Origin of the sequence: Nocardioides piscis (genome assembly GCF_011300215.1) — a bacterium.
In the GTDB taxonomy this organism is placed as follows: Bacteria; Actinomycetota; Actinomycetes; order Propionibacteriales; family Nocardioidaceae; genus Nocardioides; species Nocardioides piscis.
In genome coordinates this window covers 843,364-864,166 of sequence record NZ_CP049866.1, presented here as the reverse complement: position 1 = coordinate 864,166, position 20,803 = coordinate 843,364, and the positions used below count along the sequence as shown (strand labels likewise).

22 protein-coding genes are annotated in these 20,803 nt (G+C 66.8%); 12 read left to right on the top strand and 10 right to left on the bottom strand.

What is annotated here, in order from left to right; translation table 11 throughout:
• Positions 1–112 precede the first annotated feature (112 nt).
• The 4 genes from G7071_RS04300 to G7071_RS04285 form a co-directional block, all read right to left on the bottom strand.
• A complete protein-coding gene (locus tag G7071_RS04300; protein WP_166315322.1) occupies positions 113–286 on the bottom strand; it encodes a CsbD family protein in 174 nt (57 codons plus the stop codon).
• Positions 287–438: 152 nt separating this feature from the next.
• Positions 439–1,884: a S8 family peptidase gene (locus tag G7071_RS04295; protein ID WP_246210363.1), complete on the bottom strand. Its 1,446-nt coding sequence runs from the start codon at positions 1,882–1,884 to the stop codon at positions 439–441.
• Between the two features lie 122 nt (positions 1,885–2,006).
• On the bottom strand, positions 2,007–2,282 hold the full coding sequence (locus G7071_RS04290) for a DUF7218 family protein (RefSeq protein WP_166315319.1): 276 nt from the start codon (positions 2,280–2,282) through the stop codon (positions 2,007–2,009).
• A 17-nt stretch (positions 2,283–2,299) separates the two neighbouring features.
• Positions 2,300–3,286, bottom strand: coding sequence for a TIGR03557 family F420-dependent LLM class oxidoreductase (locus G7071_RS04285; protein WP_166315316.1), 987 nt, complete (start codon positions 3,284–3,286; stop codon positions 2,300–2,302).
• A gap of 86 nt (positions 3,287–3,372) precedes the next feature.
• On the opposite strand from G7071_RS04285, the gene G7071_RS04280 reads away from it, so the two are divergent.
• From G7071_RS04280 to G7071_RS04265, 4 genes are all read left to right on the top strand, one after another.
• Positions 3,373–3,876, top strand: coding sequence for a DUF6328 family protein (locus tag G7071_RS04280; RefSeq protein ID WP_166315313.1), 504 nt, complete (start codon positions 3,373–3,375; stop codon positions 3,874–3,876).
• Positions 3,877–3,886: 10 nt separating this feature from the next.
• A complete protein-coding gene (locus tag G7071_RS04275) occupies positions 3,887–4,765 on the top strand; it encodes a DUF1295 domain-containing protein (protein WP_166315310.1) in 879 nt (292 codons plus the stop codon).
• Positions 4,762–5,877: an FAD-dependent oxidoreductase gene (locus tag G7071_RS04270; RefSeq protein ID WP_166315307.1), complete on the top strand. Its 1,116-nt coding sequence runs from the start codon at positions 4,762–4,764 to the stop codon at positions 5,875–5,877. Before G7071_RS04275 ends, G7071_RS04270 begins: the two co-directional genes overlap by 4 nt.
• Before the next feature lie 159 nt (positions 5,878–6,036).
• Positions 6,037–6,852 carry a metallophosphoesterase family protein gene (locus G7071_RS04265; protein WP_166315304.1) on the top strand — a complete coding sequence of 272 codons (816 nt, stop codon included), beginning with the start codon at positions 6,037–6,039 and terminating at the stop codon, positions 6,850–6,852.
• Positions 6,853–6,858: 6 nt separating this feature from the next.
• Here G7071_RS04265 and G7071_RS04260 read toward each other — a convergent pair whose 3' ends face one another.
• The 3 genes from G7071_RS04260 to G7071_RS04250 all read right to left on the bottom strand — a co-directional run bounded on the left by G7071_RS04260 (position 6,859) and on the right by G7071_RS04250 (position 10,073).
• The gene (locus tag G7071_RS04260) at positions 6,859–7,800 is read right to left on the bottom strand and encodes an MEDS domain-containing protein (protein WP_166315301.1); all 942 of its coding nucleotides are present in this window, start codon (positions 7,798–7,800) and stop codon (positions 6,859–6,861) included.
• Between the two features lie 99 nt (positions 7,801–7,899).
• A complete protein-coding gene (trxA, locus tag G7071_RS04255; RefSeq protein ID WP_166315298.1) occupies positions 7,900–8,271 on the bottom strand; it encodes a thioredoxin in 372 nt (123 codons plus the stop codon).
• A gap of 803 nt (positions 8,272–9,074) precedes the next feature.
• Entirely contained in the window at positions 9,075–10,073 is a 999-nt protein-coding gene (locus G7071_RS04250) for a hypothetical protein (RefSeq protein ID WP_166315295.1), read from the bottom strand.
• Between the two features lie 226 nt (positions 10,074–10,299).
• On the opposite strand from G7071_RS04250, the gene G7071_RS04245 reads away from it, so the two are divergent.
• Complete coding sequence (locus G7071_RS04245; protein ID WP_166315292.1) at positions 10,300–10,560, top strand: hypothetical protein; 261 nt, start codon at positions 10,300–10,302, stop codon at positions 10,558–10,560.
• A 63-nt stretch (positions 10,561–10,623) separates the two neighbouring features.
• Here G7071_RS04245 and G7071_RS04240 read toward each other — a convergent pair whose 3' ends face one another.
• Positions 10,624–11,586: a DUF6615 family protein gene (locus tag G7071_RS04240; protein WP_166315289.1), complete on the bottom strand. Its 963-nt coding sequence runs from the start codon at positions 11,584–11,586 to the stop codon at positions 10,624–10,626.
• 425 nt (positions 11,587–12,011) lie between these two features.
• On the opposite strand from G7071_RS04240, the gene G7071_RS04235 reads away from it, so the two are divergent.
• Entirely contained in the window at positions 12,012–12,272 is a 261-nt protein-coding gene (locus G7071_RS04235) for a helix-turn-helix domain-containing protein (RefSeq protein WP_166315286.1), read from the top strand.
• Between the two features lie 280 nt (positions 12,273–12,552).
• On the opposite strand, the gene G7071_RS04230 is transcribed toward G7071_RS04235, so the two are convergent.
• Positions 12,553–12,981: a hypothetical protein gene (locus tag G7071_RS04230; protein WP_166315283.1), complete on the bottom strand. Its 429-nt coding sequence runs from the start codon at positions 12,979–12,981 to the stop codon at positions 12,553–12,555.
• A gap of 285 nt (positions 12,982–13,266) precedes the next feature.
• Positions 13,267–14,088, bottom strand: coding sequence for a hypothetical protein (locus G7071_RS04225; protein WP_166315280.1), 822 nt, complete (start codon positions 14,086–14,088; stop codon positions 13,267–13,269).
• Between the two features lie 329 nt (positions 14,089–14,417).
• On the opposite strand from G7071_RS04225, the gene G7071_RS04220 reads away from it, so the two are divergent.
• The 6 genes from G7071_RS04220 to istB all read left to right on the top strand — a co-directional run bounded on the left by G7071_RS04220 (position 14,418) and on the right by istB (position 20,796).
• Complete coding sequence (locus G7071_RS04220) at positions 14,418–15,533, top strand: DNA-methyltransferase (RefSeq protein ID WP_166315277.1); 1,116 nt, start codon at positions 14,418–14,420, stop codon at positions 15,531–15,533.
• Positions 15,534–15,871: 338 nt separating this feature from the next.
• Positions 15,872–16,441, top strand: a complete 570-nt coding sequence (locus G7071_RS04215) for a hypothetical protein (protein WP_166315274.1) — start codon at positions 15,872–15,874, stop codon at positions 16,439–16,441.
• Positions 16,442–17,315: 874 nt separating this feature from the next.
• Complete coding sequence (locus G7071_RS04210; RefSeq protein WP_166315271.1) at positions 17,316–17,807, top strand: hypothetical protein; 492 nt, start codon at positions 17,316–17,318, stop codon at positions 17,805–17,807.
• A gap of 183 nt (positions 17,808–17,990) precedes the next feature.
• On the top strand, positions 17,991–18,491 hold the full coding sequence (locus tag G7071_RS04205) for a hypothetical protein (protein ID WP_166315268.1): 501 nt from the start codon (positions 17,991–17,993) through the stop codon (positions 18,489–18,491).
• A gap of 245 nt (positions 18,492–18,736) precedes the next feature.
• Entirely contained in the window at positions 18,737–19,972 is a 1,236-nt protein-coding gene (istA, locus tag G7071_RS04200) for an IS21 family transposase (RefSeq protein WP_166315265.1), read from the top strand.
• Complete coding sequence (gene istB, locus G7071_RS04195; protein WP_166315262.1) at positions 19,972–20,796, top strand: IS21-like element helper ATPase IstB; 825 nt, start codon at positions 19,972–19,974, stop codon at positions 20,794–20,796. Before istA ends, istB begins: the two co-directional genes overlap by 1 nt.
• Positions 20,797–20,803 lie beyond the last annotated feature (7 nt).

Below are 20,803 nucleotides of genomic sequence, written 5' to 3'. Positions count from 1 at the left end.
GCCGTGCCGACACCACCACCGGGACTGCTCGGTCCGGAAATGCCGAACGAGACACCGAACTGCGCAAGTCGGTGTCTCGTGAGGCGTTGTCGCAAGGCGACAACGGAGAAGGTCAGTGCTTGAAGGCGTCCTTGACCTTTTCGCCGGCCTGCTTGATGTCCGAGGACATCTGGTCGCCCTTGCCCTCGTTCTCGAGGCTCTTGTCGTCGGTGGCCTTGCCGGTGTGCTCCTTGGCCTTCCCGGAGAGATCCTCGGTCTTGTTCTTGATCTTGTCGTCGAGTCCCATGAGCTTCCCTTCGTCAATAGCCCGAACGGGCTATGTCAAACCTGCCACTTCCGCCTGATGACAACCAACACCCCTGTGGGTGAAGGTCGGCGTTGGCCAGCGGCCGGCGCACGCCCCCGTCTCGAGCGCCGGCCGCTGTGTCATGGGCCCCGTCAACGAACGGCCGCGGCCGCGGCCACGACGTCGACCAGGCCGTGGCCCTTGTCGAACGAGGTGCCGTCGACGTAGGCCGCGCCGTCGGCGTACTTGTGGGCAGTGGTCGTGATCGCCTGCTCGACCTGGGCCGGGGTGGCGCCCGGGTTGGCCTGGAAGAGCTGGGCCACGATGCCGGCGATGTGCGGTGCGGCCATCGACGTGCCCGAGATCGTGTTGAAGGTGCCGATGTCGAGGAGACCGGGGCCGTTCTCGGGAGCGAAGCCGGTCGAGCAGATCGCGAGATAGAGGCGGCACGACGACACGATGTCCTCCCCGGGCGCCGACACGTCGGGCCAGGTGCTGGTCCGCGCCGCGTCACCGCGCGAGGAGAAGTCGGAGACGACGCCGTCGCGGGTCCCGGTGTTCTGGTCGAAGTAGGAGGCGACGCTGATGATGCCGCCGGTCGGGTCCTGACCGGGCGGGTTGGTCAGGCTCTCGGAACCGTTGCCGCCGTCGTTGCCGGCGGCCCAGACCGTGACCACGCCCTCGGCCGCGAGCGCACGCTGGAGCTTGACGGTCGCCGACTCCGGGTCGAACTCGCCGCCGCCGCTGGGGCCGTAGGAGTTGTTGGTGACCTTGATCGGCGGGCAGGTCGTGGCAGGGACGCCGGCGCCACAGGGGGTCGAGTGGTTCTCCAGGACCCAGTTGAGCGCGGCGTCGGCGCCGATGATCACGATGCCCGCGCCCGTGGAGACCGACACGAGCTTGGCCCCGGGGGCTGCTCCCTGGAGCTTCTTCCCGCTCGTCAGCGTGGTCGGTCGTCCCGCGACGATCCCGCTGACGTGGGTGCCGTGGCCACCCACCGACAGGGTGTCGGTGTCGATGGAGCTGGGAACCTTCTGGACCGAGCAGAACGCCTCGAACGGGTCGCACACCGTCTTCAGGTTGGCCACCACGGCGCTGCTGCCGTCGGCCTGCTTGAAGTAGGGGTGGGTCGGGTCGACGCCGGAGTCGATGACGGCGACGCTCACGCCGTTGCCGGTCAGCCTGGTGCCGTCCGCGCCGGTCAGCGTTTGTGTGGCCTCGAATCCGCGGGTGGCGACGTTGGAGCTGTCGGAGAAGAACTCGATCGGCTGGTTGCCCTCGACATAGGTCACGCCGGGCTCGCTGCGCACTGCCTGGATCTGGGAGGTGGTGCCGGTCGCGACAACGACGCCGATCTTGTCGAAGCTCGTGACCGCGCGCATGCCGGCGTCACGCACAGCTGCCTGCGCGTCCTGCAGGGTGGCGCCGTGCACCATGACGGCCGCGCGGGCGCCCGCTGGGAGAGACGTCAGCTCGGAGGCCAGGAAGTCGGACACGTTGGCCCGGTCGTCCGCGGCGGTGGCCATGGTGGGTGCCGCCAGGCTGGCGGCTGCGGCGAGGGCGGCCGCCCCCATGGTGAGAGTGGTCTTGAGTCGCACGGTGTGGTCGGACCTCCGAGAGATGGCTGGCGCCGCGCACCGAGGGCGCGCGGCATTGCGTGCCGTGACCAACGACACAACCGTGGCCAGGTCACGCCACCGCGTTCGTCACGGCCGCCCGCTCAGTGGTTGCGCAGCGCGTCGATGAGCTCGCTCTTCGACATCGACGAGCGTCCCTCGATGTCGAGCTCCGCTGCCCGTTCGCGCAGCTCCTCGACCGTGCGGTCCTCGTAGTCACCGGCGTGCCCACCCCGTTCGCCGACCGCGGAACGGCCCTCCGCGGCCGCCGCGTTGGCGATGCGCGCCGACTTCTCCTTGCTGTTGCCCTCGTCGCGGAGCTTCTCGTAGAGCTCGGGGTCCTTGACGGACGGACCTGGATCCTTCTTCTTCGCGGGCATGAGTCCTCCTTCGTTGATCAGCTGGCCGCGATCTCGCGGAGCGCGGGCAGCACCTCGGCGCCGTACGTCGTGATCATCTCGGCGTAGTTGGGGCCCATGTTGGCGACATAGACCTCGTCGAAGCCGGCCTCGACGGCGGCGCGCAGGCCCTCCACATGGGTCTCCACGTCGCTGCCGCAGGGCACGCTGTCAGCGGTCATCTCCTTCGTGACCAGCTCGGAGGCCTGCTCGAAGTGCTGGGGGGACGGCAGGACCTGCGCGAGCTCGCCGGGCAGGCCGCTGTTGGCCCACAGGCGATGGGCGATGTCGACGCCCTCGTCGCGGGTGGCCGCCCAGCTGACCTTCTGGCCGATCTGGGCCGGCTTGCCGCCCGAGCCCTTCCTGAAGCGCTCGAGCAGCTCGGTGTCCGGGGAGGTGGTGACATAGCCGTCGCCGATCCGCGCCGCGAGATCGGTGGCGTGCGGGCCGAAGCCGGAGATGTAGATGGGCGGCGGCTCGTCGGGCAGCGTGTAGATGCGGGCCGTGTCGACGGTGTAGTAGCGCCCTTCGTGTCGCACCACCTCACCGGTGAAGAGCTGGCGGATCACGTCGACCGCCTCCTCGAGCATGTCGAGCCGCTTCTGCGCCGTCGGCCAGGCCTGGCCGAGGATGTGCTCGTTGAGTGCCTCGCCCGAGCCGAGCCCCAGGGTGAAACGGCCCTCGAGCATGACGGCGCTGGTGGCTGCTGCCTGCGCGATCACTGCGGGATGGATGCGGTACGTCGGACACGTGACCGCCGTCGTGACCGGCAGGTCGGTCGCCTCGGCGATCGCGCCGATGACCGACCACACGAAGGGACTCTGTCCCTGCTCGTCGTTCCACGGATGGAAGTGGTCGCTGATCCAGAGCGCCTCGAACCCGGCCTCCTGGGCCAGCTTGGCCTGCTCGACCAGCTGTGCGGGGGTGTATTCCTCGCTGGAGAGGAAGTAGCCGAACCTCGTCGGTGATTGCCTCTGCTCGTCCATGCTCCTCACTATTGGTCGGCGCCCACGACTCCGACCACCCCCCTCAGGGGGAGGAGCGCGGCTGCACGCGCTCCTAGGATCGCCGGATGGACGACGAGCCCGCGAACAGCAGGAACGAGACGCCGCACGAGCGGGCCGATCGGAACTGGGGAGACCTGCTGCAGGAGCTGAGGGTCAGCCAGACGGGGGTCCAGATCCTCGCGGGGTTCTTGATCTCGTTGCCCTTCCAGTCCAGGTTCGACGACCTCGACGCCTTCCAGAAGCAGTGGTATCTCGGCGTCCTCGGTCTGGCCCTGCTGACGGTCGGAGTCATCCTCTCGCCCGTGGCCATCCATCGCCTGATGTTCCAGGGCGGCGCCAAGCCGCAGATCGTGGCGGCGGCGCACGTCCTGACCGGCCTCGCTCTGGCACTGATCGCCTTGCTGCTCGCCAGCAGCGCCTTCCTGGTCGTCGACGTCGTGATCGACCGGACGGTCGCAGCGGTGGCCGGTCTCGGCGTCCTGACCGTGCTGATGGTGCTCCTGGTGCTGGTGCCCCACGTGGTGGCCTCGAGGGCGCGATCCGGATCGAGGGAGAACACGTTCCACTAGGGTGCGACGCGTGAGCCGGACCGAGTCGCTCGTGCGTGTCCTTGTCGCCTACGTGCTCGCGCTCGGCGCGGCCCTGGCCTGGCTGCTGGTGGGTCCAGACACGGCCTGGCTGTGGCTGGACGGCCTGGTCGCCGACCTGATCGCGACGCTGGTGGTCTTCGCCGCCAGCCGCGCACACCACAACTCGAGCTTCTATGACGCCTACTGGAGCGTCCTGCCGCCCTTCCTGGCCGTGTATTGGTGGGTCGCAGCCGACGCCGGCGTCGACCCGGTGCGCGTCGCGCTCGTGCTGACGGTGATCGGTCTCTGGGCGGTGCGGCTGACCGCCAACTGGGTGCAGACCTTCCCCGGGCTGCACCACGAGGACTGGCGCTACCCGCTCCTGCGTGGGCGCGCAGGACGCTACGAGCTGTGGGTCGACCTGGGCGCCATCCACGTCTTCCCGACCCTGCAGGTCTTCCTCGGGATGCTGCCCGTCTATGTCGCCGTCGCCCGGCCCGGACGCGACCTGGGCTGGCTCGACCTGGTCGCGGCGAGCGTCGGTGTCGGCGCTGTGGTGCTCGAGCTGGTGGCCGACGTGCAGATGCATCGGTTCGTCCGCACCCGCAGCCCGGGCGAGGTGATGGACCGTGGGCTCTGGGCCTGGTCCCGGCACCCCAACTATCTCGGCGAGATCGCGTTCTGGGTCTCCTTGGCCCTCTTCGGCATCGCGGCCTCGCCGGGGGACTGGTGGTGGCTCCCGGTCGGAGCAGTGGCGATGGTGGCGATGTTCCTCGGAGCCAGCATCCCGATGATGGAGGAGCGCAGCCTCGAGCGACGACCGGCCTACCAGGACGTGGTCGACCGCGTGCCGATGCTGCTGCCCCGCCCGCCGCGGCGCGCGCGGTGAGCTCCAGCCCTCCACGCGTGGTGATCGCCGGCGTCGGGGACACCGGTCTGCTGAGCGCCATCCACCTGTCGCGTCACGCCGACGTGGTCGGCATCTCGACCAAGCCCGGGCTCCTCAGCGGCCAGGAGCTCGGGATGCGGCTGGCCACGCCTCAGCGGTGGGCGCGGGACTACTGGGTGGAGTTCGGGCGCTATCGACGCCTCGACCGGGCCAGGCTGATCCACGGGGAGGCCGTCGGCCTCGACCCGGCCGAGCGGCGCGTCGTCGTACGCCGAAGTGATGGTGTGGAGCAGGTCGAGCCCTACGACGTGCTGGTGGTGGCCTCGGGTGTCACCAACGGGTTCTGGCGCCGTCCCGACGTGCAGACCGCCGACGAGGTCTCGGCGTCCCTGGCCGCTGCCCATGAGCGGCTGGCCTCGGCCGGGTCGGTCCTGGTCATCGGCGGCGGGGCGGCCGCCGTCAGCAGCGCCTTCCAGCTCGCCACGCGGTTCCCGACGACGCGGGTGGCGCTGTGCTTCCCGGGCGATGCCGCCCTGCCCCAGCACTCCCGGCGTGTCTGGACACAGGTCAGCGCCCGGCTGGCAGCGGCCGGCGTCGAGCTCCGAGCCGGCCATCGCGCCGTCGTGCCGGAGGGGTTCGCCCTGGACGCCGTCACTGACGCTCCCGTGTCCTGGGCCAGTGGGCAGGCGCCGAGCACGGCGGACGCCGTGGTCTGGGCGATCGGACGCGTCCGTCCCAACACGGCCTGGTTGCCACCGGGGCTGCTGGACGAGCGCGGGTTCGTCGTCGTCACACCGAGCCTGCAGCTGCCGGGCCACCCGGAGATCTTCGCCGTCGGGGACGTCGCCGCCACCGACCCGCTCCGCTCCTCGGCTCGCAACCGCGCCGACCGACTGGTGGCACGCAACATTCGCGCCCACCTGGCTGGCGGTCGGCTCGCCAGCTTCGAGCCGCCCCGCCGGAGGTGGGGGTCGGTGCTGGGTGTGGAACCCGACGGGCTTCGCGTCTTCGCCCCCGCCGGCCGCGCGTTCAGGTTCCCCGGCTGGAGCCTCGACAGCGTCCTGCAGCCCTGGATCGTGCGCCGCGGCATCTATCGCGGGGTGCGCCGCTAGCAGCCGGCCGCCGGTGCCAGTCTCGTCAACTCGCCACGCGGCGCGCTCCTGGCGGCTAGCGTCTGTGGTGAGCGACCACATTCAACTAGTTGAGGTGAGTCCTCGCCGTTTCTGGCCGGATGCCTGAGTGACGGCACCCGACCACTGAAGGGTTGGCGAATGGCTGAGCGCATCGGTCTTGCCGGCGACTGGCACGGAAACCAGACATGGGCGCGCGCGTCCATCCGTCGTCTCGCCACCGACCACGGCGTCACGACGCTGTTGCACGCGGGCGACTTCGGCATCTCGCCGGGCCCCGACGGTGAGGCCTATCTCGATGCAATGGAACGGGTCTGCGCCGACTTCGGCGTGCGGGTGCTCGTGACGCCCGGCAACCACGAGGACTGGCGCCACATCAACCGGGTGCCCATCGAGGAGCGCGACACCGTCGGCCGGGTCGGGTGGCTCACCAACCACATCGCCGTACTCCCGCGGGGACATCGCTTCACCCTCAACGGACGATCCTTCGTCTCCCTCGGCGGAGCTCCGTCGGTGGACTTCCAGTATCGCTCGCAGGGGCACGACTGGTGGGCGGAGGAAGCGATCACCGAGCTCGAGGCGGCAGCCGTCGCGGCCGCCGGTCCGGCCGACGTCATGCTCACCCACGACAGCCCCATGGGGCCGTGGTGGACACCCAGGGTCGCCGAGCTCTGCGCGACCAACGACTGGGGCTGGCCACAGGAAGCGCTCGCCTATGCGGCCCACGGCCGACGGGTGCTCACCATGGCCGTCGAGGGCGTCAAGCCGTCCCTGCTCATCCACGGTCACTACCACCTCGTCGACGAGACCGTCATCGAGCACGACGGCCGGTCGTGCCGCATCGTCTCGCTGCACGCCGACGGCCAGGGCGGCAACCTCGCGCTGCTCGACACCGAGCGGCTGGGTGTGAAGTGGCTCGGCGTCGCCCGCGTGGCTGACCAGTGGAAGAAGGTCTGAGGACCCTCAGGCGCGCAGCTCGGCCCACGCGACCTTGCCGCCGGGCGTGGACTGGCAGCCCGACCGCCGGGACAGGGTCGCGATGATGGCCATGCCCCGGCCGTCCTGGTCGCCCGGGAGGGCGTCCTGCAGCTCGGGCCAGGCGCTCGACCCGTCCTCGACCGCGACCAGCACGCCGCCATCGGCGCGAACCAGCGTCGTCCTGAAGGGGGAGGCGCCGTGCTTGACGGCATTGGTGGCGAGCTCGGAAGTGATCAGCGCGACGTCGCCCGCGAGGTCGGCGAGACCCCACGTGGTCACGGCGTCGCGGACGAAGCGGCGGGCGGATCCGACGGCTGCCGGGACCGGCAGGTGCACGCTGGATGTCGCGGTGTCCGCATCGACCCGGATCTCACCGGAGTCCGGGTGTGCGCCGAGGAGGCTGACCTCGTCGTGGAGGTCGCACATGCGGGACACGTCGTGCAGGTCCGCCCCTGCGAGCAGGGTGGACGGGTACGCGCACAGCAGGCGGATGGAGTGCGCCTCGATGGCGCTGTTCCACAAGGCCTCCAGCTCGAGGGCGGCGATCACCTCGCCCCGCTCCCAGAGCACCGCCACCATCTCGCCGAAGGCGTTGACGGGGCGTCCATCAGCCGGCACCAGGTCGTCGACGAGGCGCGCGAAGCGCACGGGGTCGGGTCGCCCGTCGACCATGAACGACCGCAAGGTCTCCTCGGCGTCGAGAGCGAGGAAGGCGGCATCCGCGCTCGCCCGGACGGTGTCGACCCCGCGCTCGACCAGCCGGTCGTCGACGGCACGACGCAGGGCGGGCCGGCAGACCGTGACGACCGGGACGTCATCCGCCAGCGACTCCGCGACGAAGTCCGCGACGCGCTCCACCAGCGCGGCGACATCGTCGTACGCCGCAACCTTGTGCTCGCTGTGGAGCATGCAGGACCTCTCCGCCATCGCGGGACCGTGACCGGTCCCGCCTGTTCCGCACCGATTATCCGATTTTCAACCGATCTTGGGAAGGGTGGGGCGTATGTGGACGAATCGGACCGGTCCTCACGCGCTCCGCGGCTGGTCGGGCTGCTGCTCGGTGAGAGCGGCCTCGACGTCGAGGTCGCGGACCGCGGCGATGACCTGGTCCAGCGCGGCCGCCGGGAGGGCGCCAGGTTGCGAGAAGACCAGTGTGCCGCCCTTGAAGGCCATCAGGGTGGGGATCGAGGTGATCTGCGCGGCGGCCGAGAGGGACTGCTCGGCCTCGGTGTCCACCTTGCCGAACACGATGTCGGCGTTCGCGAGGGACGCCTTCTCGTAGATGGGGGCGAACATGCGGCATGGGCCGCACCAGGACGCCCAGAAGTCGACGAGCACGATGTCGTTGCTGGTGATGGTTGCTTCGAAGTTCGCTGCACTGAGGTCGGTGGTGGCCATGAGGCCCTCCTTCGCTGTCGTAGTCTGCGTCGGCACAACGTGCATACCCCCCAGGGTATTCCGCGGCTCCGTCGGGAAACAGAAAACCGCAGGTCAGCGGGCTGACCTGCGGCTTCTCGATCTGCGCGCCTGTAGGGATTCGAACCCCAAACCTTCTGATCCGTAGGGAGAAGGTTGCAGCCCCATTCCGCGCTTGATCGAGCGAGAGCCACGTGCGGCCGCGAGCAGATCGAGGCAGATTGACGCAGATCGAGGTAGTGCAGTGTGTCCAGGGTGTGTCCAACATCGACACTCGCAGCACGACACCAGGGCTGAGGAGGCGCCGCTGGCATAGAGGCCGGCGCGGACGTTCGAGCTCCGTTTCTGCGGCACGAGTGGAGCTCGTTCATCGGACCATGACGGCGGCGCGGCATTCGTGGCTAGCCGAGTCCACGTAGATGTGGAGGTTCGACGCGTCGTACCGCGATGCCGCACCGCAACTACGTCATCGGCGGGCCATCGCATGAAGAGAAGGATACGCTATGAGCGTAATGCCGCAACGGAAGGGGGTGTCCTCGGCGCCACACGGTTGAATGCGAGGGAGCGATGACCGCGGATGCGCCCGGGACACGACGCTGTGCCCGGCCGAGGGCGGGTCGCACGCCTCCACCAGCTTCGGGGCGCCGCTCCTGACAGAGTGCTCCGTCAGCACGATCACCCGGCGCGCGCCGCTGACGAGGTCCATCGCGCCGACCATGCCCGTGATCATGGAGCGCCGGACCATCTAGTTGGCGAGATCGCCAGCCATCGCCGTTACTCGACACCTAGTTCGGAGTGGTGTCGAACCACATGACGATCTCACTCGGGTTGTACTCGGCGGCAGTGCTCAGCTTCTCAGCCGGGACCGCGTGGAGAGAGTCAAGAAACTCTTCTGGCAACGCCTGGCCGAACGGGTTGGTCACTAACGCTGGTGGAGGGAACTGTCCCGGTAGGCCGTAGTCGAGCAGGTGCTGACGTCCATCGCCCAGCTTGCGTCCAGCAAGACCCTCGATCACCTGATGCTGGTGACGGACTAGAAGTGCGGCGTCGACGTTTGGGAACTCGACCGGTTTCCCGTTGTTCTGGAAGAACGAGTTCGGGGTGAATAGCCCTGACCCGGGAGCCATCAGCGCGGTTAGCGGCTCATTCACGAAGTCGTCCCACACGATGACGAGCACCGAACGGAAGGCCGGATCGGCCGCCCGGAACCCGGCGAACTTGGCGTCCGCGCTGATGAGGAAGTCCTTCACCGGGTTGTCTCTCGGAAAGGTCACCCCACCATCGAGGTCAGCAAGATCTGCGGGGACTCGACCGACCAGTTGCCAGTCATTCGTCTTGCGATTGAGCTGATGCCGCCCTAGGTCTGGAGCCTTGACCTCAACTCCGAGAGCGCCGACGTCGTCAAGACGTATGAGGATCTCGGGGTTCTTCTCCGACTCACCTACAACCGGTTCCATGGCGAACGTCACTTCAGCCGGCCATTGGTAGGACGCCAGGTGACCAATCACCAGCATCTCGCAGTACCAAGACATGATCTGGCGGTAGTGCCCCATGTCTCGGTCGGTCCCACCGAGAGACTCCAGCCTCTTCACTTGCTCTGCAGCGAACCCCGGCATCACTGCGTCGCCGGCCGCCAGAGCCATGGCGGTTGGGTGCGCGACCGAGACGAATTCGGGAGTCCCGGGCGTGAAGTTGTAGTTCAGCCAATGCCAGCCTGTCCGGATTGGACCGTCCTGGATGTCCTTCAGCAGGTGGGCAGCGTGCTTGGCGAATGCGTCGGTCATCTTGATTGCCTTTCGTGTAAGCGCGCGCTGACTTGGACAAGCACCTTGAACGCTGACACCGGGTGCTCTAACTGTGGAGCTGAGGGGCACCGGCCAGCGCGCGACACTAACTGACACCAGCGTCTACAAACTCCTCAGCGGTCAGACCGACACCCGCCGCGTCCCGCACCAACCTCGGCGGTCAAGACACCGTCGATATCCACAGCGAGTTCGAGGAGCAGTACACATGGTCAGGACGGTGCCTGTCGCGGCCTCAGTCGTGACGTTCGTCCTTGGACAGTCGGGCGCGCGCATGGCTGGGGTCAACGTTCCGGATGTTGGCGCGGCGACGCAAGTAATTGTCTGCCTGCTGGGCGCCGTGGTCGTCGTGGTCGTCGTGGTCGTCGCGCTCATTGAACTTGCCGGCAAACTCGCCGAGTGCGACAGCGACCGGTCCGTCTGGTTCTACTTCAGGCGTTCCCGCCGCCGCACACCACCAGGCGTCTGAAACACATTTCTAACGGGCGCCGCTGCAGTGCATCCACGGGGAGTGTCGCGTCAGCTCGGAACCTCATGAGGTCGGGGAGCCCATCGTGATGAAGACGACTCCGGCGAGGCGTTCGAGTAGTTCCGCGGGAGGTTCTCCACCATCACGCAAAGCTTGAAAGCCGGCGGGCAGCGACTTGCGAAGACCGTCAAGGATGTGCGGGTAGTACGCACCTGGAAAGTGGCCCTGATCGTCCGGCAAGTCATGAAACATCTGCCCGAAGTCGGTCGAGTCGAGCACTTCAACGTCCACTGAGTACTGGAGCGCCCGCATCCGACTCACGGCTCCGAAGATGCGTTTCGCTACCTCCTTCGGCCCCTCCTGAGGGCGGGATAGGAACTCGCGCAGCTCGAAGGACAGGTCCGACCGGTTCAGGTCCCAGACGTCCCCAGCCGGCCTATCGGGATCGGCCAGGTCCTCAAGCGGAACTCCGTCGCCCAGAATCTGGGCAGCGCTGTCTGCCGGACTGCTGGTGGCTGAGAGCTCGTACGCAGAGATCACTGAGATGGCCGAGCGATCGCACGAGACGCATTCCGGAGGACTCTCGGGTGAGTGCGAACAGTCCCGTTCAGCTCGCAAGATCTTGCCGCCAAGGTAGACGGTGTAGATGGCAGGAACCTTGAAGTACCCAGCGGCAGCTAACAACGCCCGATACTGCTCCCCATTCCTGTACCGAACATCAACCGTCCAACGGCTGCCCTCGTGCTTGAGGCGCTTGGCCTGGATGAGCATCCCGAAGCATTCGCCGGAACTGTCATCAACCCACCACCACAGCCAATCCGCGCCAACGACACCCTCCTGCGGCTGGGTGAAGGGGACGACCTTCAGAACCGGCCAGCCAGCTGACCAGCACGTCTGGGTGATGTGGTCCTCGTGCCAGGTGAGACCTTGAATGTCGAGTTTGTCCATCTCGGCCTCGGCCGACTGGCGCACCGTCACCAGTGCCTCGTGCAGCGTCTCGATGAACGGGGACGGGTCCGCTTTCATGTACAGACCTCTGCGCGTGCCGCTCGCCGCGAGGTAACCAGTTGCCGTCCGGGTGCGCCGCGGGTGCCAGTCGGCGCCGGGGAACGGCTCAGTGTGTTGCGATACCCGTTGTCCCAAGACACGACGATGCCGAGCATCAGTTCGATTCGCGGTTCGGTCATCTTCCGAACGCTATGCGGCGTCCGGCGTCTGGGAGATCGGAAAGCCCGACGGGCCGCGGGCCGAAAGGGCCGGGAGGGCCGTGAGGGATTGAACACACAGACAGAGGAGCTCCCTGGCCTGGCCGTTCAATACTCCATGCGACGAGCCCCATAGGCGGCGGAGATACTTCAGTCCCTGCTGTCGGTGAACCCCAGTGGGCGTTTGCCCGGATAGTGTCTTGAGTTGTGGCTAGTCGAATCGATGCGGGTCGAGTTGCTCTTGGCGTGCGCATCCGTGAGGTCCGCGAAGCTGCTGGTGTCTCGCTGGCGGACGGTGCGAGGCAAGCCGGCATCTCCTACAGCTATCTGAGCGACGTTGAGCGGGGTCGTCGGTTGCCGAGCCTCGAAGTGCTCGACCTGATTGCCGTCGCCCTGGGGACCACGATCATCGGCCTGCTCAAGGGCACATACCCCTGGGACGCAGTCGAACTCATCGAAGCTCCCATGCCCCCACCCGACGCGCGGAGAAGGCTAGGTTCAGGTTAGCCAGGTTCGGGACCCTGTCTCCAAGGTCGACTCCTTCTTGCTGCAGCTACGGCAGAGTAGAGCTCACGAGAAGCGCCGTCGGTTTGCGCAGCCTCACGTGCGCAGGACGCGTGCAGTCCGAGCAGCGCTATGCGTCGGCGCAGAAAGCGCGAGGCGGTCGACTCGTCCACAAGGAGCTCTCGTCCACAATGAGATCGCACACCGTCTCGCCGAGTAGAACGGGGGCCGGCCAACTCGGCGATCGATTCGGTGGCGTCGGCTTCTTGCGGTGCGTCACCGGTCAGCCCTCGGGTCGGTTGCCAACATTCGGAATATGCAGCACGCGCACGTCGATCGCTGCCCGCGCGAGCCGGCGGCTCACTTGACGAGGGTCCATGGTGACGACTTGGAGCTCGCCCGGTGGGGCCAATGCGGAGAACCTGCCATCGTTGCTTGCCACTACGAACCTTCTGGTCCCGAGGCCGAGGAGATGCCGTCCTCGCTTCAGGAGTTCTCTGTCGGCCCCGGAGGCGCGTCGGCCACCCGAGAGCACCTCGAATCCGTGCTCGGACAGCAGTAGCCGGTAAGCCAGATACCGGTGGCGGTGCGCGGCAGCGATCCGGGGAGCACCGGAATCGACCAACGCGCCAAGCGTGGAAGCGAGTTCTCGGAGGTGCGCCTTGCCGACGATCACGTTGTCGAAGTCCCAAAGGAGCGCAGTCTGAACCATGTCCCGGGCCGTACTTCCGACGATTGCTGGTGACTCGACCAGCCGACGTGGCTCATCCGACGAGTCAGTGGTGGCGCAGGGACGCGTTGGGCTCAATCAAGGCTCCGTGCTGGGAGTCTTGGATGACGAACCGTCGGACTCAAGGACCAGCGAGACATACAAGTATGCCCAGAGCCGTGCAACACGATCTTTCGATGCGGAGATGGCGGGAGGATGCATGCCTCGAATCTACGCCTGTTACGCGGAGAGCGTAAAGAGGCGTGGATTCGAGTTGCCCACTCACGGCTAGAACGGTGGTTCGGAGCCGTCGACTGCCCAAGGGTGCGTACCCGCGGGCGATGGCGCATTGGCCCAATGCGTACGGTTGCGTTCTTCGATGAGCCGCCTCGCCTCAACTGCGAGCGACCAGGCATCCTGACCGGCGGTCTCGACGTGAACAGTTGCGAGTTCCGGTGTGAAGTTGGCTCGCAGGATGGCCCGGATGTCTTCGTCGGCGATCCCGCACGCGAGTACCACTGCCTCCCACTCGCGCGCTTCTTCAACCGAGCAGTGATGTGCGTAGAGCCGCCCTCGCTTGAAGGGAAAACCGGAGGCGATCCAAGGGTCGACGTCGAAGGCCCCCTCCCACCACTTGGGTGTCTCAGAGTCACGAATGTAGGAGTGTGCTTCGTCTGGAGTGCCGCCAACGGCGTGAGCAGCGATGGCCAGTGGCGGCTGAATCCCCATGGCGAGGTACTCGCAGGCGGCAAGCGCGGGTACACCACCAGTGGTAAACCGCTGCAGGATCTCCACGGCTGCATGGGGGTCGTATCGGTAGCGACGGTTGTTGGCCCCCTTCGCTAGCGCGTCCCAAGCCTGGGCCACTTCTTCCGAGTAGCCCGCCCCACGGAAGGCGTCGATCATGTCGGGAGCGAGGCTCTGCGAGTTCAGGATCTCCCAGAGAAGTTCGGTGACGGCTCCCTCGGATGATTGGGACTCCCCGGCCAGCCCAACGAACTGCGGACTCATAGCCACGAAACGCGGCCCACCCCAATCGTCGCTCTCTGCGGCAGTTCGGACCAGGTGGATCGTGAGTGGGCTGGGCAGGTGGTTGTCGTCTTGCATCATGTCTCCGTCGTCAGATGGCCCTTGAGGGCAGGCGGCACACCTGATGTGAACCGCTCTGACATCGCTATCGGCATCCGCGCGACCAGGACGTACGGGTAGCCGTCCGAACACAGGGACGTCGTCGCCAAGGACGCATTTGCGCCCAGCCACGAAAACTGTGCGCGCCGGCGTCCTGAAGCGGGTCGCCTCAACCGCGACGCTCGACACCTCGTAGTGCAGCTGTTATCGGAGCTGGGAAGCACCCCCTGGCGGGCAGGCACACCCAGCCCCAAAGGGAACGCGTTCGGCCGACGTTCCGGTGACGGCGTCACCATGCCGATCACCATGTCATGACCCTCTCTCCCCTCCTCCTCGGCCCAGCCACCACAGTCCACGTCGGCGATGCACTCGACGTCTTGGCCTCACTGCCCTCGACATCCGTAGACGCCGTTGTCACTGACCCGCCCTACGCCCTCAAGCGCGTCCCTGCCAGTCGGTACACACGTCCCGCGACCCGTCGCCCCCAATGCGTCATCGACCAGTGCTCCGCCGATCGTGTCTGCTCCGAATGCCTCCGCGCCGACGCCGTAGCCAAGTTCTCAGCGGCACCGATGCTCGGACAGCAGTCGCAGAACTGGCACGCTCAGGAAACTCACTCGCGTGGATATGCCGACAACGATCCCGTCCAGTTCCAGTACTGGTGCGCACTCTGGCTCCAGGAGTGCCTCCGCCTCCTAAAGCCCGGCGGCCACCTAGTCGCCTTCGGCGGCACCCGCACGTGGCATCGACTCGCCACCGCCGCCGAAGACACAGGCTTCGAGATCCGCGACAGCCTCGCATGGCTCTACTCAAGTGGCATGCCCAAGTCCCAGAACGTAGAACGGGCCCTGGCTACGGCTGGCCAGAACGCATCAGCCAGAAACTGGTCCGGCTGGGGAACAACCCTCCGACCCGCCTTCGAACCAATCGTCCTCGCGCGCCGACCTCTCGAAGGCACAATGGCGAACAACGTCACGTCCTGGAACCTCGGCCCAATCAACCTCGCCGGAGTGACCGAACAACCCGGCGACGCTGACGCAATTCCGCGATGGCCCTCGAACGTCCACATGGACGACTCGTCCGCCCGCGCCCTCACCCATCACACAACCCAAGACCCGCGACGCGTCTTCTGGGTGTCAAAGCCAAACAAGCACGAGCGCGTCGTCGTCGATGGCGTCGCACACCCAACCGTCAAGCCGCTAGACCTACTGCGCCGCATGGTGCGGCTGACCGTCCCCAAGGGTGGCCTCGTGCTCGATCCATTCGTCGGCTCTGGAACCACCCTCGAAGCCTGCCTCCTCGAGGACGTGCACGCCGTCGGTATTGAACGTGACCCGGCATACCTGCCGCTCATTCAGAAACGAGTAGCACGCCAGACGCGCGACGAACCCCCGGCGACCAGTGACGACGTGATCCATCTCTTCTGAGCCGTCGCGCCCTAGCCACTGATCTGGCCGCGGTGAAACCCCTGCAGTGAGAGCTGAACCGGCACCGACCAGCGGATCGTCACACAGGTGACCGCCTACCCGAGCCCTACCATTCTGTTGCGCCTCAAACCCGCGGTCCCAACGCCGAAGGGGCTGAACTGCACCAGGTCGACGGAAGAGCGCCATCGACTCGCCCGGCACAGGCGCCCAACCGCGAGTGCGACCATTGACAGCCCAACCCATCAGTCCCGGCACACTTGCGGCAGTTCCGGCCCCAAAGAAGAAGTGAGTACGAAGTGTCGCCGAGCATCCCGATGCCCGACCCGCACGAGCCGTCCATGGCCGAACGGCAGGCGGCCGCCACCGACCCCGAAGAACGTGACCGCCTGTTTGAGAAGGAGTTTGAGGAAACCCCAGTTCCTCGCCTCAAGGTGGTCAACATGGTCGATGAGTTGGTGCACCAACGATCCGACTGGGAGACGTATGACCCAGAGGACGCCACCTACGGGGACCACATCGGCGAAGTCGAGCTGCTCGGGGAACGGCGCTGGTTCGTCTGGACAACCGAGGGCTACGAGGTGACCCCCGGCAGCGTCCACATGTTCGCCAGCCAAGAGGAGGCCGAATCGGGGTGGCGGCGGCTGTGCGCGTCCCACGGCGACGTCTACTTCGACGACGAGGATTACGAAGACGATCCCCACAAGGAGCCCATGACCTCCGGAGTTCTCGAGGCTCGAGTTGACCGCCAGTGGGGCTACTTCGCACGGGCGACCGGACTTCCCGAGAACGTGTCACGAGCTCTGATGAAGGGTCGCATGGACGCCCTAGTAGTCGCCGCCGCGACCGGCGGCCACCCCACTCCAGAACAGCTCGCCGCCTACGAAATGCTGGCAGCCCTTCGCCTCTGATCTCTTGGCCCACTCTCAACAGGGACGGCGAGTTCGGCCAATCGCGCGTCCTATCTGCTCGGGCATGCCGCGGTTCGAGGCAAGGCAGCCCCCGAGGAGTCGAGCTACATGTGCCCGTCAGCAGCGGCCGCGAGCAGAGCTCACCGTCATCGAAGTCCTTGGGTTGGCCTCAGCGTCGGCGCTCGTCGTGTTGCCCCATCGCACGGCGTCGCCATCTCTGCCAGGGAGCACTCTTTGACGACGGTCCTCACCCTGCCTACGACGCTAATACTCAGTGGGCAGGCTCTGCTACTGCCCAAGTGGGTCGAGCACTAGGTGGGCGGCCGTGCGCCGACGCGGACCGGCGTTGTCACTCCTTTGTCTGAGTCGATGCATCGCGCGCGGCTACATGAGGGGGCGTGACGCGACGCTCCGCAGCGTGGCCGCGGGGCGGGGTATCGTGCGTGCTGTCCCGGTCTCGGGAGCGCCTCTCCACTGCGTGGAGGGGCTTCTGTCATTTCCTAGGGACTGCATACACGCCGTCAAGCAAGGAGCGACTCTTCGATGTGTCCAGGAGACAGCATCGGCTGCCGTGCGTTTGCGCAGCGGCCGTCCCGTCCACCCCGCCGGTTCGCCGGTTCGACACAGGGGACGGGCCAACGCGGAGCGCTGACCATTTCGAGGCTGCCTGCTACGAGTGCGACGCCGTCACCAGCTACGCCGACTCGAAGGGACTCCGCTCGCGGGCGTGACAGCGCATGTCTGCTCGGACGAGCCCGTGCCCGATACCAGTAGTTGGAACCCAAGCCGTACAACTGATCCCCGCAAGCGGTGGCATCCGCTCGGCGAGATGCCGATGACAGACCAAGATTCCCACGACGAAGGAGCAACGATCATGAAGCTGTCCGGCCTTACCAGTATGAGCTTTCTGTTGGAGCCCACCGTCACCTCAGGAGGTGACGTTCTTCTTCGTCCGCTCTGTCGCGAAGACGGCTTCAACGAGCCCCACTACGCGGTCGGAGAGGCCATGGGTGAGGCTTTTCCTTGGACCCACAACGAGATCGTGGCCGCCGCCAGATGGTGGCGGGACGTCGCAGCAAACGTCGAGCCGGAGGACGAGCGTCACGTCTGGTTTGGAGGCGGCATCGCGTTTGGTCGCGTTCACCCCCATAGCGGAGCTGACTATGGCATCGACGTCCTCGTCCTGAGCAACCCCGACGCAGCACGCCCAATCATCGACTACGACTACGACCATCAAGGCCACGTCGCCGTCGACGATCGACGTGACCCGGGTGGTTCCTACGTCACGATCGACACGACCGCCGAGGAAGTAGAGCAAGCGGCCGCGTGGTGGGACGCACTGCGCGGTCAGTCCAAGCGGCCGTAGAGGCAGGCCCGGCGCTCCACTGCGAAGAAGTCCCGTCGCCTAAGCGCGCGGCGGGGGTTGAAAGCCGCCTTGCCCGCCATGTTGTGAGCGTTAAAGCAACCTTGGCTACGTCTACGCCTTGAGCTCATCCCGACTCGAATCCAGCCACCAGCAGCGGCGTCACACTCGATAGAAGAGGGTCCCATGAGCAGTCCCAATGCTTATCAGCACGACATGCAGCGTCGGGTCACGCCGAGCGACGGATGTCATCGGTTCCCGGCGGATTCCGACGGCTCACCCACGACGGACGTGTTCGCGATGATCGATCAGACGTGGGAGAGGGAGTTTCGAAGCGTTTGTACGGATGAGAGCATCGAACCATCCATTTGGCGATACTGCGGCGCGGGAAGCGCAGCCTTTCTCGGCACGCTCGCCATGGATGGGGTTGAGCCGCAAGAGGTCTGGGCGTGGGTCAAGGCCACCTCCAATGGGCGCGGGGCGCACGGGATCACACAGGGGGACCGGGTCTTGCGGCGGATCGCACGGTGGCGGGTAGAGGGATTCGCGTCTGAGGAAGCTCTCGCGTTCTCAGCAGCCGGAGTGACGGTCGCCGAGGCGAGCAAGATGGCCGTCCGTGACACCGACGGCCGACTTGCGCGCGAGATGATTGAAGGGCTACACCTGCTGGCAGCGCTACGGGCCTGATCGTGCCTCGACGGAGAAGTGAGGCCGCCCCCAGCGGCGAGCGGACAGCATGAACGGACGGCGCGGCGGCGTCGTTGCGCGCGGTTTTTGTTCGCGAACGTGACTGCCCACGACTCAATCCGACGCCTAGCTTGACCGCCGCCGTCGGCCAAGGTGTGTGAAGATGGTGCCTGGTGTCGACGCTCCTCGAAACCTAGGCCAGTAGCGCTCTTCGAAAAGTAGGCCACCCGACCACGATGGATTGGGTGATGACAGTGGAGGACTGGGCTGAGATCCGGCGGCTGCATGCGCAGGAGCAGTTGTCGATCAGGGCGATCGCGAAGCATTTGGGGATCGCGCGCGACACCGTTGCCAGGGCGGTGGTCGCGCAGCGGCCACCGCAGTACGTGCGGCCACCGGTGGTGTCGCGTTTCGACGCCTACGAGCCACGGGTGCGGGAGCTGTTGAAGGACTTCCCGACGATGCCGGCCACGGTGATCGCCGAGCGGGTCGGCTGGGACGGGTCGGCGTCGTGGTTCCGCAAACGGGTCGCAGGCCTGCGGGTCGACTACGCGCCCCGTGACCCGGCCGATCGTTTGGAGTACCGCCCCGGGGACCAGGCCCAGTGCGACCTGTGGTTCCCGCCGGTCAAGATTCCGCTGGGGTCGGGGCAGTGCGGAACGCCGCCGGTGCTGGTGATCGTGTCGTCCTACTCCCGGTTCATCACCGCGATGATGCTGCCCTCGCGGACCACCGGCGACCTGCTCACCGGGATGTGGGAACTGATGTCCAGCCAGCTCGGCGCGGTCCCGCACCGCCTGATCTGGGACAACGAGGCCGGCATCGGACGGCGCAACCGCTACGCCGAAGGTGTGGCCGGGTTCTGCGGCACCCTAGCCACCAGGATCGTGCAACTCAGACCTTTCGACCCTGAGTCCAAGGGCATCGTCGAACGCGCCAACGGCTATCTGGAAACCTCGTTCCTACCCGGGCGAACCTTCACCAGCCCAGCCGACTTCAACACCCAACTCACGAAGTGGCTCCCGGTCGCGAATGCACGCATCGTGCGCCGCTTGGGTGCCCGTCCGGTCGAGCTGGCCGGGATCGACCGGGCCGCGATGCTGGCCCTGCCACCGATGCCGCCAGCGACCGGTTTCAGTGCCCGGGTCCGGCTCCCGCGTGACTACTACGTCCGGGTCGCCGGCAACGACTACTCGGTCGACCCGGTCGTGATCGGGAGGATGGTCGAGGTCCACGCCGACCTCACCTCGGTGGGGGTGACCTGCGATGGCCGCGCCGTCGCGACCCACCGGCGGTGTTGGGCCACCGCCCAGACGATCACCGATCCCGACCACGTCGCTACCGCACGGCGGCTGCGACAAGCGATCTTGGGCCCACCAGCCGTCGCGCCCGACCCGATGCTGCGGGACCTGGCCGACTACGACACCGCGTTCGGTGTCGACCTCGACCCTCGCGCCGAAGCTGATGGGCAGGTCGCCTGATGGCCACGAACCCCGCAACCTCAACGACACCCACGACGACGGTCACGAAGGACACGGCCAAGCAGATCGAGTACCTCTCCCGGGCACTGAAGGCACCACGGATCCGTGAAGCCGCGGCCAGGCTGGGTGATCAGGCGCGCGATGCGTCGTGGACCCACGAGGAGTACCTCGCTGCCGTGCTGTCGCGTGAGGTCTCAGCCCGGGAAGGATCCGGTGCCGAGCTCCGGATCCGGGCCGCGGGGTTCCCGGGCCGCAAGTCACTCGAGGACTTCAACCTCGACCACCAGCCCGCACTCAAGCGCGACACGATCGCGCACCTAGGCACCGCGACCTTCATCGACGCCGCCCAGAACCTCGTGCTCCTCGGCCCGCCCGGGACCGGGAAGACCCACCTCGCGATCGGGCTCGGGATCAAAGCAGCCCACGCCGGACACCGGGTCCTGTTCGCGACCGCGACCGAATGGGTCACCCGACTCCAGCACGCGCACGCCACCGGCCGGCTGAGCCACGAGCTCGCACGGCTACGCCGCTACGGCCTCATCGTGGTCGACGAAGTCGGCTACATCCCGTTCGAGCAAGACGCCGCGAACCTGTTCTTCCAACTCGTCAGCAGCCGCTACGAACACGCCTCGCTGATCCTCACATCGAACCTGCCCTTCGCCCGCTGGGGCGACGTGTTCGGCGACCAGGTCGTTGCCGCCGCGATGATCGACCGGATCGTCCACCACGCCGACGTCCTCACCCTCAAAGGCAGCTCGTATCGACTCAAGGACAGCGGCATCGACACGCTGCCATCCGCCAGAGCCGAGAACACGGCACAATGACCAACAC

Bases quoted from the DNA above. Each gene is read 5' to 3' on its own strand.
- G7071_RS04300 (WP_166315322.1), bottom strand. From the start codon at position 286: ATGGGACTCGACGACAAGATCAAGAACAAGACCGAGGATCTCTCCGGG.
- G7071_RS04290 (WP_166315319.1), bottom strand. From the start codon at position 2,282: ATGCCCGCGAAGAAGAAGGATCCAGGTCCGTCCGTCAAGGACCCCGAG.
- G7071_RS04285 (WP_166315316.1), bottom strand. From the start codon at position 3,286: ATGGACGAGCAGAGGCAATCACCGACGAGGTTCGGCTACTTCCTCTCC.
- G7071_RS04280 (WP_166315313.1), top strand. From the start codon at position 3,373: ATGGACGACGAGCCCGCGAACAGCAGGAACGAGACGCCGCACGAGCGG.
- G7071_RS04265 (WP_166315304.1), top strand. From the start codon at position 6,037: ATGGCTGAGCGCATCGGTCTTGCCGGCGACTGGCACGGAAACCAGACA.
- G7071_RS04260 (WP_166315301.1), bottom strand. From the start codon at position 7,800: ATGGCGGAGAGGTCCTGCATGCTCCACAGCGAGCACAAGGTTGCGGCG.
- trxA (WP_166315298.1), bottom strand. From the start codon at position 8,271: ATGGCCACCACCGACCTCAGTGCAGCGAACTTCGAAGCAACCATCACC.
- G7071_RS04250 (WP_166315295.1), bottom strand. From the start codon at position 10,073: ATGACCGACGCATTCGCCAAGCACGCTGCCCACCTGCTGAAGGACATC.
- G7071_RS04245 (WP_166315292.1), top strand. From the start codon at position 10,300: ATGGTCAGGACGGTGCCTGTCGCGGCCTCAGTCGTGACGTTCGTCCTT.
- G7071_RS04240 (WP_166315289.1), bottom strand. From the start codon at position 11,586: ATGAAAGCGGACCCGTCCCCGTTCATCGAGACGCTGCACGAGGCACTG.
- G7071_RS04230 (WP_166315283.1), bottom strand. From the start codon at position 12,981: ATGGTTCAGACTGCGCTCCTTTGGGACTTCGACAACGTGATCGTCGGC.
- G7071_RS04225 (WP_166315280.1), bottom strand. From the start codon at position 14,088: ATGATGCAAGACGACAACCACCTGCCCAGCCCACTCACGATCCACCTG.
- G7071_RS04220 (WP_166315277.1), top strand. From the start codon at position 14,418: ATGACCCTCTCTCCCCTCCTCCTCGGCCCAGCCACCACAGTCCACGTC.
- G7071_RS04215 (WP_166315274.1), top strand. From the start codon at position 15,872: ATGGCCGAACGGCAGGCGGCCGCCACCGACCCCGAAGAACGTGACCGC.
- G7071_RS04210 (WP_166315271.1), top strand. From the start codon at position 17,316: ATGAAGCTGTCCGGCCTTACCAGTATGAGCTTTCTGTTGGAGCCCACC.
- G7071_RS04205 (WP_166315268.1), top strand. From the start codon at position 17,991: ATGAGCAGTCCCAATGCTTATCAGCACGACATGCAGCGTCGGGTCACG.
- istB (WP_166315262.1), top strand. From the start codon at position 19,972: ATGGCCACGAACCCCGCAACCTCAACGACACCCACGACGACGGTCACG.